The organism is candidate division KSB1 bacterium (genome assembly GCA_034506395.1).
Taxonomy (GTDB): domain Bacteria; phylum Zhuqueibacterota; class Zhuqueibacteria; order Thermofontimicrobiales; family Thermofontimicrobiaceae; genus Thermofontimicrobium.
Window position 1 is genome coordinate 1 of sequence record JAPDPQ010000033.1, and the last position, 14014, is coordinate 14014.

A 14014-nucleotide genomic window follows, 5' to 3' on the forward strand; every position below is an offset into this window, starting at 1 on the left:
TGGCGCCAACAGGATTCCGCTGACATTCCAACAGCGCTCGCAAAATCAGCGGCGCCACGATGGTGGCACATAAAAACCCGAATTAATTCGGGTTTTTATGACAATCTTTTCAAAATTCATTTGCCAAACAACAAACAATATTCAATCTCTAATATTCAAGTGGAAAGCCTCAATGACAAACATGTCCTTCCGAAGATTTTTTCGACCAAAAAATGACCTTTTATATTCAGGCTGTTAAGAATTTCAGGCATTAAAATTTGAAAACCATTCGGAATTTGTGGTTTGAAATTTATTTGGGATTTGGGATTTGAGGTTTGTGTTTTGGAATTTCATCCGTTGGGTTGTTTCTATTCATTTGGGAAAATTGATTTATTTCCAAATTTAGAGGTGATTATTCGTATTCTTTGGTTAAATTAAAATCAATCGATCTTCCCCCCTATTTGTTTTGGATGTTATGAGCCACGGGCTCGGCTTATTTATGGATTGTGCGGATTGAAACTGAGCTGTTTTTTCATTGCGAGCGAAACGGAATGGAGCGAAGCAATATCCTGAAGTATTCACACTTAACAACAAGATTGCTTCGCCTCCGCGGATCAGCGGCTTCTCATAATAAGGGGAAAATAGTGTTTCGCAAAAGTTCTGGTTCGCCCTTTTTTTATCATGAATGGAGATAAGGGTTGGCGCCCAAGCAAAAACCGATTAATCTTTCGAAGCGCCGAACTTAGCTGGGATCTTCACCACCCACGCTGCCCGACACGGCGGGTTCTTTTGCACCGACTCAGGAATATTCACCAAAAATCCCTTGCCCACTTTCTCCCATGTCAATTCTTGATCAACCCCCAGCATCTTCAACTTTGCGCCCTCAGCGGGTTGAATAGAAGAAAGCCAAATTTTTGATGGCGGAGTGGGTTCATCCTCATCCGCCAGGTAAATGGCATAGACTGTCCCGTCTTTTTTCTGGGTCAAACAAACTTTGCCCTCTCGATACGGTTGCAGTGGCTGGGTCTCGTAAATCGCTTCACCGTTCACTTCAAGCCAGGCGCCAACTCCCTTCAAACGATCGTACGCCGCCTCAGCCCAATCGCCTTCGGGGGAGGGACCAATGTTCAGTAGCAAATTTCCACCTTTAGCCACAATTTCCACTAACATGTGGATAAGCTGATGGACTGATTTGTATTGATGATTTTTATTGTACGACCATCCCTCGGCCATAGTGATGCAGGACTCCCACGGCACGTTCAATGGCCGATCAGGAATTTTTTGCTCGGGGGTGAGGTAATTCTCGAACTCGCCGCTCACCCAGCGATCCACGATGATCAAACCAGGCTGATGCTTGCGAGCCATGGCGGCAATGCTAGCCATATCGATATCCTGGTTGTAATCCTTCTTTTTGGCCCAGGCCTCAAATTCTTTCGGCATATTCTGAAGAGGCCGCACCCAGGCGCCATCCAGCCAGAGGATGTCGATCTTGCCATATCGGGTCATCAGCTCTTCGATCTGGTCATAGGTAAATGCTTTGAACTTCTGCCAGCGCTCTGGGAATTTGGCGGGGTCGTAATTGACATGGCGATCGGGTGTGGCATAGTAATTCCACCAATAATATTCGCTGCTCCAATCGGGCTTGGAGAAATAGACGCCGATCATGAAGCCCTCCTGGCGAAAGGCATCGAACAGCGCTTTGGTGATATCGGCGTTGGGATGCGAGTGAAACGGACAATCGGGCGAAGTAATTTTGTAATCGGTGAATTTGGAATCGAACATGCAGAAGCCATCGTGATGCTTGGTGGTAAACACGAGATATTTCATGCCTGCCGCTTTGGCTGCCTTCGCCCATCTGGTTGGATCAAATTGGGTGGGATTGAAGGTCTTTTTCAAATTTCGATACTGGCGTTTATATTCCTCGTAATCATCCACGGGGCGGGTGATCCAGTCCTCCGAGCAGATCGACCAGGATTCCACCACGCCCCACTGACTGTAAGGGCCCCAGTGCATCATCAAGCCGAATTTCAAGTCCTGCCACTGCTCCAGCTTGTGTTTGATAAGCGGATCCGTGACAGGCACATAATCCCGTTCTGAATGTTGAGCCACTAATATGGAGAAACCTCCCAACATCAAAAGTGCATTCATCAGTAAAATATGCTTTACCATAAAATGCTCCAACTTCTGGACAAGAAACCAGGTTTTTTCAAAGACCTGGTTTCTTATAAATTACTATCTATGAAAAAGAACATTATCAGGCACAAGCTGCTTCTCCATCCCAGCGCCTTTCCAATACACCTTCAAACCATCCCCACCAGTCTTTTCAAAAAATGTCACTCTGATTGGATGAAATCCAGCCGCCAGGGCGATCACGCCCGATCGTTCCATCATCCCATGCAGACCATCGTTATTCACCACCAGCTCATCACCGATGAAAAGCTGGCTGCCGTCATCGGAATCGGTGGCGAAGCCATAGACGCCATCGGTCGGAATCTGGATGAAACCTTTATATTCGAATCCAAAATGCTCCTCGTTCTGGCGGGGGGAGAAATCGAAATTGCGCAGCGTGCCAGTCTTCAGCGGCTGCAATTGGCTGAAATCGGGCAGCCAGTCCCAATCGCCCTCGAAATAGGCGAATTGAATACCTGGGGCGGGATTGGTCACAGCCGCAGCGGGACGAGGGGCGACCTTCGTGAACGTGGCCTGAACCGCTGCGCTGACGGGCTTGTCATCCCGAAAGCAGCGGGCCGAAACCGTGGTCGTCTTGGTCAGGCGAATCGGACCCGTCGCCAAAATGGAATTGGGCTGGGGAATAGTTCCGTCCAGCGTGTAGCGAATCTGGACGTTCTGCCGATCCGAGCTCATGCTCACTTCGATCTCGTCCACGAAAATGTTGAAATCGGCCTTGATTTCTGGCGGATTGTTGATGTCAGGTTTGCCCTCGATCTCCAGCACCACCACGCTATTGATGGTATCGGGCGCCACGGTCGGAACAGCGATCACCAGGGCATCCTCGTCCCGAGTGACGGCCAATGGAGATCGGCCAGGATCCGAGAGCAAATAGGCATTTTTAGCGGAATTATAGATTCCTGGCACTTCCAATATGCCATCCTCTGGCCAATCGAACACATGCAGATAAAGTCGTGTGCCGCCCTCCATGGGCTGCTGGGTGCAGCGACCCCATGCCAGATATTTGAACGGGCTGGCGTGAGTGGCATAGATGGCCGAGCCATTGACCTTCATCCATTGGCCAATGGCTTTCAGCCGATCGATGCTCGGTTGCGGGAACAAACCTTCGGCCGTGGGACCAATATTGAGCAGAAAATTACCGCCTTTGGAAGCAATGTCGGCCAGCATCTGGATCAGCTCTTTGGCGGACTTCCAGTTGTGATCGTTTTTATTGTAGCCCCAATGGTCGTTCATGGTCATGCAGGTCTCCCAATCCACGCCAGGCAGACCCGTGGCGGGGATCGTCTGCTCGGGCGTACCGAAATCGCCAGCAAATTCGCCAGCTTGAGTGAAGCCCTCCATGCCCGATCGGCCAGCGCCCACCCGATTATTGATGATGATATTGGGCTGCAAACTGCGGACGTAATTGTAGAGGTCCTTGCCCCGCTCCTGGTTCCAGGTGTTCTCCCATTCGCCATCGAACCAGAGCACGCCGATCTCGCCGTAATTTTTCACCAACTCCCGAAGCTGATTCTTCATATGTCGCACGTAGCGATCGAAATCAGCGCCCTCGGTTGGGCGATCTTTCTCCCAATCCCGTCGGGGCAGATAATCGGGATGATGCCAATCCATGATCGAATGATACCAGCACATCTTGAGACCCGCTTTGTGGCAGGCGTCGGATAGCTCCTTCAAAATATCCCGCTGGAACGGGGTGGACATGACATCGAAATCGGTGTATTTGGAATCGAACAGGCAGAAGCCATCGTGGTGTTTGGAGGTGATGACGATATATTTCATGCCCGCATCTTTGGCCATCTGCACCCATTCCTCGGCATTGAATTTAACGGGATTGAATTGTTGGACGAATTTATCATATTCCTCCAATGGAATCTGAGCCGTGGTACGGATCCACTCGGCATGATCGGTGCGGCCGTTCCATTCGCCCGCAGGGATGGCGTACAAACCCCAATGAATGAACATGCCGAACCGAGCCTCCCGCCACCATTGCATGCGGGCATCCCGCTCGGCCTGGGATTCGGCCATATAATTTTTTGTGCCACAGGATAAGAGAAAAATGAGAGAAATTAGAAGTGAAAATTTGAAGATGTTCATCGCTCCCTCGCTTGGTTTGGTTTGACAGGATAAACAGGATTAACTGGATTGGTTTTTGTGATTGGAATTTAAGTGAATTTGAGGGAAAAATCAAGGTAAAATATTGCGCTGAAATTTCTCTATTGATTATTTTTTTCTGCATTATTATCGCTTGACAAAGATGGTAAAATTTGATACGATATTTCAAGCTTAGGTTACTACTAAAGTCTACCATATGGATTCGAATAACTTTTTCACTCCAAATTTGATCGTTTTCGTTCAGACTGCAATTAGACAACTGTTTAATTGGAGGCCTTGTTTGTTTGACTCAACTTGTTTAACTGATCAACTCATCTAACAAAGAAAGAAAATCTTATCAACCTTAGAAGCCAAAAAAAGACCGAACATCCATGAAACCTTATTAGCTTATCATTTTTAGATGCAATTTTCGAGAGATCGAAAATAAGGGAATAAGGTTTATTTAATGGGGTTCGCCCTGGCTACTAAGGCTGTTCTGAAAAATAAGCTAATCAACCCAAGGAAAAATCTTATTGACTTTAGTAGCCAATGAAAACCAAACCGACCTGAAAGCTTACTAGCTTATTTTGAAAGCTGGTTTTCCTGAGATCGAAAAGAAGGGAAAAGGTTGATCTGATGGGATTCGCTCTTGCTACTAAGGGTGTTGTGGAAAAATAAGCTTATTTCGCTCAAAAAAATTATAGCTGAGCGTTGCAGCAAAGAACAGGAGTTGCTATAGACATTGCTTTAGCGATACTGACAGGCAGTTACGAGCTGGCTGAAAAGACAGGATTACTCGCTTACATCAAAAGCATGGGTGAACAAACATTTGATGCCTGATTCGACTGACTGATTCTATTGATTGGAGCGACAAAATCAGTTGAAAGCGCTGAATTGATTGAATGTCATAATAAATTATGAGCCATTCAGTTTATGGCGGAAGCTTTTAGATGATCAGGGAATTGGATAATTGCGTGGTATTGCTTGCTTACTTCACTCAACTCACTTCGCCACTCAACTGAATCAACTCTCTCAAAAACCAATAAGCCCGATTAACTTTATGAGCCAAGGCAAATAAACCACCCGTCGAAGATGCTGTTCCGAAAGCAGCGGCCTAACCAAACAAACCTATCAATTTTTTTGTGAAATCAAATTAAAAAGATCAGGTCGGTTTCAGATAGGAGATCAAATAATTTTGACATTTGGTTCTTTTTGATTATATTCTCGATGAGGCCACTTAAATAAATAACCAGAGGTGAACCATGAGAACCTTGATTATTAGAATGATGATATTTTTGGTTGCTGAATTTTATCACGTTGCGGCCCAACAGCCCATAAACTTCAGGCTCGCCACAGTGTCGCCAGCCAAATCCGTTCATGTGGTTGGAGATTTCAACGGATGGTCGCGGACCAGCATGCCAATGGCCGATCCGGATGGCGATGGGATTTGGGAAGCAAGCATCCAACTTGCCCCTGGAGTATATCAATATCGCTATTTAATCGATGAAGTAATCTGGATTAAAGATCCAGCGAATCCAGTTTGGGATGGTGAACATAGCAATTCGGTGCTTTCAGTTGCGGATCCAGAAATGCCGCGGCTAAAGATCCTTCGACCTATTTATGGTGAACGCTTTGTCAATGAGCCGATTGAAATCGCGCTTCAATATATCGATGGCAAAGGGCAGTACGGTTTGGATTTGGCGGCGACTCGGGTGCTCATCAACGGTCAGCCGATAAAATTTAATTTTAACATAAAAACCAATAAGATTGAGTGTCGCGTACAGGGGATGGATGATGGGGAATATGAATTAGAGATCAGCGCTGCGGATCGAGCTGGCAATGCAGCAGCCCCAATTCGCTCATTTTTTTGGGTGAACCAGCATAATCAATCCCCTTCTTTGGATGCTGGCCACACCATGATTGCTTGGATCAATCATCCAGTGACGCTGGATCAATGGGTGGGAGGAGATCCGGATAATGATCCTATCCGGCATTACCAATGGAAATTGCTTGCGAAGCCAATCGGAAGCAGGGCGAAATTGAATCGCTCTGGAATTCCTTTTCCATCCTTTAAGCCAGATAAAATCGGCCGCTATGTGTTTTCGCTTCGGATCAGCGATGGTCGTCTCTGGAGCAACATCGACAGCGTTGATGTTTTCGCATTTAGTCAGCAAGATCTTCCAGTCCAATTTCAGTTATCAGAATCAGCAGTCTTAGCCCACTATCAAACTTCCATTCGCACTGCGGCGGTGGCTGGCGAATTCAACCGATGGTCCGCTACCGCCAATCCCATGAATGATCGGGATCATGATGGGGTTTGGACCGCCTGGCTGGACCTTGATCCTGGGGAGTACGAGTACAAATTCGTAGTGAATGACAGCCTCTGGCTTCCTGATCCGGAAAATCCTCGTCAGGTCCCTGATGGTTGGAATGGACTAAACTCCATTTTTACCGTATCCTCTTATCGCCCAACTGCCAGAGCCAACGCCAAATTGCTCCCTGGCAAAATCATCATCGACGCATCAGCCAGTAGCAGTCCCTTGGGTAAATCACTTGGTTTCTCCTGGATCCAGGATATCAAAAACCCCAAGAGATTCTCTCTCTCTGCGGCCGAAATGCTGGCATTTCCGATCCCCCATCAACCCGGAAATTACTACTTTTATTTGGTGGCGACCGATGAGCATGGAGGAAGCGATTTGCAGAAATTAGTGCTATCAGTCGATCGAGACTTGGTGCGCATCCAGGGTTACGGGGATTCGCCCGATTGGGCGAGAGATGCGATCATTTATGAGATTTTTGTCCGTCAGTTCACCCCCAGCAGGGATCTTCAGGGCGTCATAAAAAAGCTCGATTATTTGAAAGACTTGGGGGTCAATTGTATTTGGTTAATGCCAATTTGGGAAGGACCGACTCGTCATGGCTATGGCCCAAGCGATTTCTTTCAAATTGAATCCGATTATGGGACGCTGGAGGATTTCAAATCGCTGGTTAAGGCGGCTCACGACGCTGGCATCAAAATCATTCTCGATTTCATCGCCAATCACACTTCCGACCAGCATCCGTATTTTCTCGCTGCCTATCATTCCCCTTTATCTCCATTTCGGGACTGGTTTCGCTGGCGATCAGATAAAAAGCGCAGCTATTATGCTTACGAGTTTCATAATGACTGGGACACGCTCCCGAATCTGAATTACGAGAATCCAAATGTCCGGCAGTATATATTAAGTGCGGCGAACTACTGGGCATCGTTGGGGGTAGATGGTTTCCGTTGCGATGTGGCCTGGGGTGTTCCCCACGATTTCTGGAAGGTTTTTCGTCGGTCTTTGAAAAAAAATTACCCCGATTTGTTGTTGATCGATGAGGTGCTTCCACGGTCGCCCGCTTATCATCGCGATCAATTTGATATGTCGTATGACACCGATTTCTACGGCAATCTGCTCGATGTGATGCGCAAGCAAAAGCCGCTTCCAGCCATTGATTATGGGCTGAATAAGACAAAAAAGAACTACCCTGAGGAAGCGCTGGATTTTCGATATATGGAAAATCATGATATGGAGCGATTCATCACTCAGTTTGGATTGAACAAGACCAAATTGGCAGCAGCGCTGCTCTTGACAATCCCAGGCACGCCGCTGATCTATTACGGACAGGAACAGGGATTGGCTGACAAAACTGCTCCTATGGATTGGCAACGGGCCAAGACCGATCTTTTCCAATTTTATCGAAAGCTCATCCATCTTCGTCGCAGTCATCTTTGTCTGCGCCGCGGCGATATGATGAAGTTAGCAACAAATGCGGAACTGGATGTCTACGCTTATCTCCGCAAGCATGGACAGGACCAGGTGTTAGTGGTGCTAAACTTTAGCGACTCGAATCGAGATTGTTTAATCACCCTACCTTCCGACGTGATCAAGCAAGTGAAACAGCCATGGCTTCGGCTGGAAAATTCGATCACTGGTGAGCCAATGCAATTGCCAATTATTGCTGGCGATCAAATTCGGCTCCAAATGACCCCTGAAACGCCCTATGTTTTCGTGATGAACGAATAATAGTAATGGGGGACGATTGATTCTGTACGATTAATTTGAAGGGAAACTCATTGAGATTCAACTACATTATCTCGTAGGGGGAGATGATTATTTAATTTTATAACTTTCGTGAGTATCTAAAATGAAAATCATGACTAGAATTAGTCGGTGGAAATGGTTCATTACATTTTTTTTTGTGGCAATTCTCTATGAACCTAAAATTTTTGCTCAGACCATTCAACCATCCTATTACGACCAAAACATGCTGGTAATTCCTGAAGGCCAAAGCCGAACATTCATGTTTACCAATCGAAAAGGTTTATTTTATTACGGAGAGACAGGTCTTCCAAATACGTCGCCGCTGAATGGATTGAGCTATTTGACTCACAAGTTTTTAGAGGATTATATCATTGAAATTGGGGGGAGTCCCCTCTCTCGCGCTCAAGCCGAAGCGCATCTAATGGCCAATCGCTTGGTCCGCCATTTTAAGAACCTCTCGGTGGAAGAAGAGATTTCCATCGCCGATTCACTCTTAGCATTGATAATCAAAATTCGAGGACCACAAAAAGCTCCGTTGGCCATCGCGCCTCTGATCTCAAGCGCCAATGAAAAGCAGCATTTTCAGGTGGATTGGTCCCAGAGCGATCGAATATTATTCATCTCGAGGGCGAATTTGGCCACTTCCAGCGACAAAAACCCTCCAGCCTGGCTGGCAATTACCACCTATCCAGAGGGCGATTTCAGCAGCCTCGAGATTGAAAAGCTGCCCATTCAAAGCAAGCTTTCACGCCAACCCAACTTCTGTCCCGGCAAAATCCATGTATTGCTCGATTCCGAAGTAATCATCTTGTTCATTGTTGGCAACAACAAGAATGAACTACTCAAAAGCCGCAATTTGATGCTGAAGCAATTGAACATCGAAATCAGAAGGAAAAATGACAGGATAGAGGGCATCAGAGAAACTCAATTGTTCTTGAGCACATGGTTAGCGCTTAGCACGCTTTGATTTCATGGCAAAGCGCCATAATCGTTTTTTTTCCGCCAATCCCGGAAATCCTTGACTCATAGAATATCGAGGAAATGTCATGCGATTTCGGAAAAACTTTAGGAGGGCATTATAGCAATGCGCGTGGGATGAACCATTGATTCTTCGCGCTGGGGTTCAAATTGACTCATGCACCTTTCTATCAATAAAACGCGGATCTCATTTTTTTGAGCAATGGCGGCGCATACCAGATCAACCTAAATTTGGTTTTAAAATATTTCATCCGATCGAAATTGCGCACGACTTTCAGATAGCTATTGATGAGCGGTTTCACGTCTTTGATGCTTCTTGGTAGAAGCTCCAAATTAATCACCCCATGAAAGCGTTGGTCTTTGAGGGCTACCAAAATTTCATCAATCGGCAACTCTCCCGTCAAGCCGAACGGAAGATGGGCATCAAAATTTTTGCGACAATCCGACAGGTGAATGAAGTTAATTTTTCCGTTTTGAAGCTTGAGATATTCAACAGGATCCTCGCCTTGCAAAAAATAATGCGGGGCATCAAAACATCGTCCCACCAGCTTCTCGCCCAGAGCCGCTTGAGCACGCTCGTAAAACCGATCGAACCGAGCCATGTCCCAGCTCTGGATGTTCTCCAATATAATCGGCACCTCCAATTGAGCTAAATTATTCAGAAGGTAATCAATCAACTGGTCCATGGTCCAATTGGAACGCCGGTTCTCAGGCGGATGCGAAAGACAATATTGGATATTCAAGTCACGATGATGGCGGTTGATCAATCCAATCAGCTTGTGAATTTCGCCTTGGCGATCGTGAAATGAAAAATCATACTCCGCATCGTGCAAATTCGGCAGATGGAAGCCAGTTTTTATTTCGCCCAATTGTTCTAAAAAGGCGGGCAGTTCATCGAAAACGGATTTGGTGATTTCAATAAACTCAACCCCCATCTTTCTGATGACTGACAATAATGCCGAAGGCGGAAGCCCTCTAAATTTATCTACTGTAATTCCTACTACTACATTGCTATTTCTCACCTGGATCGTCCTCTGCAATTTGTAATGGTTTTCTTTTTTTGGTCCAGATCGACTGCTAACTTTTATACAACCAAAAACCTCTTTCGTTTTGAAAGCGGAATGTGCCTATCGGTTGCCTGGTTCAAGGAGACCTAATATAGCGCAATTCTATGATATAGTCAACAATTATATGAAAATGAATTTTAAATTTTGGCAAAAGCGGATTGTCATTAAATTCGGTTAATGATCTATTTTCTACTTGTATTTTAGCTGGCAATTTGATATTTTTAATTTCATTTTTACAAAGGAGCTGATCATGATCAAAGTTCAAGTGCTGGATCATCCGCTAATTTTGGATAAGCTGAGCCGTTTGAGAGACAAATCCGCTGGAACACAACAATTCCGGCAATTGGTCCATCAAGTGTCCACTATTTTAGCAGTAGAAGCGACCGCTCATTGTCAGCTTTCAGAGACCACGATCACTACGCCGTTCGAGCCGATCATTGGCCATAGCTTGGAAAATGAAATTGTATTGCTACCGATTCTGCGCGCAGGTCTGGGCATGCTCGGTGGCTTTTTGGATTTGCTGCCCGATGCTAAAATCGGCTATCTGGGAGTTTATCGAGATGAAACCACATTAACGCCAGTGACCTATTATCAAAATTTTCCAAAAAGCATCGCGCAAGCTGAGATTTTCGTCCTCGATCCGATGCTGGCAACGGGTGGTAGCGCCAATTATTGCATTTCACTGATCAAATCAAGCGGAGGAAAGCGGATCACCCTGGTCACCATCGTCTCGGCGCCAGAGGGAGTGACATTGATCAATCGAAACCATCCCGATGTCAAAATCGTAACCGCCAGCTTGGACCGGGGACTTAATGGGCATGGGTACATCGTGCCAGGATTAGGGGATGCTGGGGATCGCCTGAATGGAACCGATTAATTTTGGCTCAGGCGATGGCGGTGCTTTTATTCTAAAGCTCTACCGTGGGAATTTCTACTGATCCAATCGCATGGAGCCGTGGAATCTGAAGTTTACATATTCCTCAAGTGCAAACTTTCATTACGGGTGAAGATGTTTGAGGTGGGCGAAGAAATATGACTGCGAAAAATTCAGTGACTTTCTCTTTCTGTGCGGAAAAATGCTTTGACAATTCTCGTCAAAGCATGCTCTTTCAATTCATCACTTCAATTTTGTACTCAATTTTGGTAATGGGAGTTGTTGCTGAATTTTGCTATGGGCAAACCTGCCCCGATGCCAAAACGGATAGCCTGATCCAAATAGGCATCGCGCAATCAATTCAGCATAACTATTCTCAGGCAGAATCCATTTTTCAAAATTTAACCGAAACCTATCCAGATCATCCGATCGGCTATTTCTTCATGGCAGCCATGCTCCAATCGAAAATGAGCGATTATGAAACCGACCGCTGGAGCGAAGATTTTCGACGTTACATTCGTCTCGCCATTGATAAAGCTGAAAACAGGAAAACGCAGGACCTCTGGGCGATGTTTTATCACGGCAGCGCCTTGTGCTATCTGGCTTTTTATGAGGGAAGAAATGGGGATTATCTGAAAGCGATCAACCATGGGTTTTCGGGCATTGCTATTTTGAAGAAGATCGTTAATATCGATCCTGAATTTCATGACGCCTATTTTGGGATCGGCTCCTATCAATATTGGCGCAGCCAGAAAACCCGATTGTTGAACTGGCTGCCACTAATATCAGATGGCCGCGCCGAGGGCATCGAACTGGTACGACGTAGCGTGGAACTGGGCCGCTACACCCGATACATCGCCATGAGCGAGCTGATTTGGATCTTATTGGATGCAGGGGAAGCGGATGAAGCGTATGCCTGGGCAGTAAGGGGATTGAAGCAATTTCCGCAGAGCCGCTTCTTCCTCTGGGGGGCGGCCAAAAGCGCTTATGCGATGGAGAACTTCGCAGCCGCAGCTTCTTACTTTCAAAATTTGCTCAATTCGATCGTTAATTCGCCCATGGATAATGATTACAATGAATTTCTTTGCCGGCTGAAGCTGGCACAATGCCTGGAGAAATTAGGCAAGCTGGCCGAGGCCTCGCACCAGATCGCAATGATCGATTCCTTGGCGCTTTCCGAAAAGCTGAAGAATAAACTAAAAAAACAGCGCAGCGAGCTAACTCAGCTCAAATCCCGCTTGGCCAATTTAGCGAAAATCGAATCGCCCATCGCTTCATCAGTTCTCGAACATCAGCTTGCAGATAAACAGCGCCGCCAATAATCCCGCCAAATCGCCAATGAGTCCTGCGGGCACGGCATGCCGTGTCTTTTTAATTCCCACCGCTCCAAAATACACAGCAATTACATAAAATGTGGTTTCGGTACAGCCGAAGAAGGTGGAAACCAATCGCCCGATGAAGGAATCGGGCCCGTGTTGTTTCATCAGCTCGGTGGCAATGCCCAAGGTGCCGCTGCCGGATAGGGGGCGCATTAGCGCCGCAGGCAGGGCTTCGGCTGGCATACCGATCAGATTGGTAACCGGCGAGATAATTTTTACAAAGATGTCCATGGCTCCTGAGGCGCGAAACATGCCGATCGCCACCAGGATCGCCACCAGGTAGGGAATAATTTTAACCGCCACTTCGAAGCCCCCTTTGGCACCATCCACAAAGGTTTCATAAACTTTTACCTTTTTGTTCAATGCCAAGACTGGAATGATGAACAGCAAAAAAGGGATGGCCCAGGTAGAAACGAAACCAATGATTCGCTCGAACATTTATTCCTCCTCCTCTCTATTGGCGTTGGTTGGCGCTTGATCCGAAGTTTCTTCTTCTTTAATTTTGAACATTGGCAATCGCTGCAACAGCTTAGTAGCAATCACCGCTACCATCATGGCACAGCCTGAGGAGAAAATAGTGGTACCGATGATTTCGGTAGGGTTTTTCGAGCCTAGCGATGTGCGGACGGCAATGATGGTGGCGGGGATCAATGTCAAGCTGGCGGTATTGAGCGCCAAAAATGTGGCCATGGCGTTGGAAGCCGTATCTTTGATCTTGTTCAATTTTTGCAGTTCTTCCATCGCCTTCAGCCCCAATGGCGTGGCCGCATTCGATAGTCCCAACCAATTGGCCGCGATATTGAGAATCATGGCGCCCATGGCGGGATGTTCGGGTGGAATTTCAGGAAACAAGCGCCGGCTGACTGGTTTGATGGCTCGTGCCAATAAATTCACCAGCCCACCCTGCTGCGCAATATTCATGATCCCCAACCATAGCGCCATGATTCCGATCAGATCGATAGCGATTTTCACGGCTGTATTGGCCGAATCGAACGCTGCCTTGGTCACCGCCTCGATATTGCCATTGATTGCCCCCACGATTAACGCGACTACTACCAGAAATAGCCAGATCCAGTTGAGCATGTCTGTGACTCCTCTGTTGAATTCTGAAAATTGATCGATTGATGGATGCCATTAAGGTATCATTTTTTTGATGTGAATCAAGCTTTTTTTCACAAAAAAGACCGATTAATCATCGAGCTTCGTTGAAAATTTGGGGCGGCCAAATCATTGCAACTTTAAATCTATTGTCAAAAAATTCACGAAAAAATCTGCTTGCTTTTTATACCAAATCCTACTAAGTTATCTGGGCCGAATATTCAGACGTCCGCTGTTTCGGAAATATCGGATGCATTTTCAAAATTCAAAATAATGATTCAATCTGAAAAC

At 46.3% G+C, this 14014-nt stretch carries 9 protein-coding genes; 4 read left to right on the forward strand and 5 right to left on the reverse strand.

Features of this window, described 5'->3' with window-relative positions:
* Positions 1 to 699: 699 nt before the first annotated feature.
* Both ONB37_16690 and ONB37_16695 read right to left on the reverse strand, forming a co-directional pair.
* Complete coding sequence (locus ONB37_16690; GenBank protein MDZ7401795.1) at positions 700 to 2148, reverse strand: alpha-L-fucosidase; 1449 nt, start codon at positions 2146 to 2148, stop codon at positions 700 to 702.
* 63 nt (positions 2149 to 2211) lie between these two features.
* Positions 2212 to 4263, reverse strand: a complete 2052-nt coding sequence (locus ONB37_16695) for an alpha-L-fucosidase (protein ID MDZ7401796.1) — start codon at positions 4261 to 4263, stop codon at positions 2212 to 2214.
* Positions 4264 to 5522: 1259 nt separating this feature from the next.
* On the opposite strand from ONB37_16695, the gene ONB37_16700 reads away from it, so the two are divergent.
* Together ONB37_16700 and ONB37_16705 are read left to right on the forward strand one after the other, a co-directional pair.
* Positions 5523 to 8309, forward strand: a complete 2787-nt coding sequence (locus tag ONB37_16700; GenBank protein MDZ7401797.1) for an alpha-amylase family glycosyl hydrolase — start codon at positions 5523 to 5525, stop codon at positions 8307 to 8309.
* A 121-nt stretch (positions 8310 to 8430) separates the two neighbouring features.
* Positions 8431 to 9294, forward strand: coding sequence for a hypothetical protein (locus ONB37_16705; GenBank protein MDZ7401798.1), 864 nt, complete (start codon positions 8431 to 8433; stop codon positions 9292 to 9294).
* Between the two features lie 181 nt (positions 9295 to 9475).
* Here the strand turns inward: ONB37_16705 and ONB37_16710 are convergent, their stop codons facing one another.
* Positions 9476 to 10327: a sugar phosphate isomerase/epimerase gene (locus tag ONB37_16710; GenBank protein MDZ7401799.1), complete on the reverse strand. Its 852-nt coding sequence runs from the start codon at positions 10325 to 10327 to the stop codon at positions 9476 to 9478.
* Positions 10328 to 10622: 295 nt separating this feature from the next.
* On the opposite strand from ONB37_16710, the gene upp reads away from it, so the two are divergent.
* Positions 10623 to 11249, forward strand: a complete 627-nt coding sequence (upp, locus tag ONB37_16715) for a uracil phosphoribosyltransferase (GenBank protein MDZ7401800.1) — start codon at positions 10623 to 10625, stop codon at positions 11247 to 11249.
* A gap of 155 nt (positions 11250 to 11404) precedes the next feature.
* Positions 11405 to 12568, forward strand: coding sequence for a hypothetical protein (locus ONB37_16720; protein MDZ7401801.1), 1164 nt, complete (start codon positions 11405 to 11407; stop codon positions 12566 to 12568).
* Here the strand turns inward: ONB37_16720 and ONB37_16725 are convergent.
* Both ONB37_16725 and ONB37_16730 read right to left on the reverse strand, forming a co-directional pair.
* On the reverse strand, positions 12524 to 13063 hold the full coding sequence (locus tag ONB37_16725; GenBank protein ID MDZ7401802.1) for a spore maturation protein: 540 nt from the start codon (positions 13061 to 13063) through the stop codon (positions 12524 to 12526). The genes ONB37_16720 and ONB37_16725 overlap by 45 nt on opposite strands.
* Positions 13064 to 13708 (reverse strand): nucleoside recognition protein, encoded by a 645-nt coding sequence (locus ONB37_16730; GenBank protein MDZ7401803.1) that lies wholly within the window; start codon positions 13706 to 13708, stop codon positions 13064 to 13066.
* Positions 13709 to 14014: the final 306 nt, after the last annotated feature.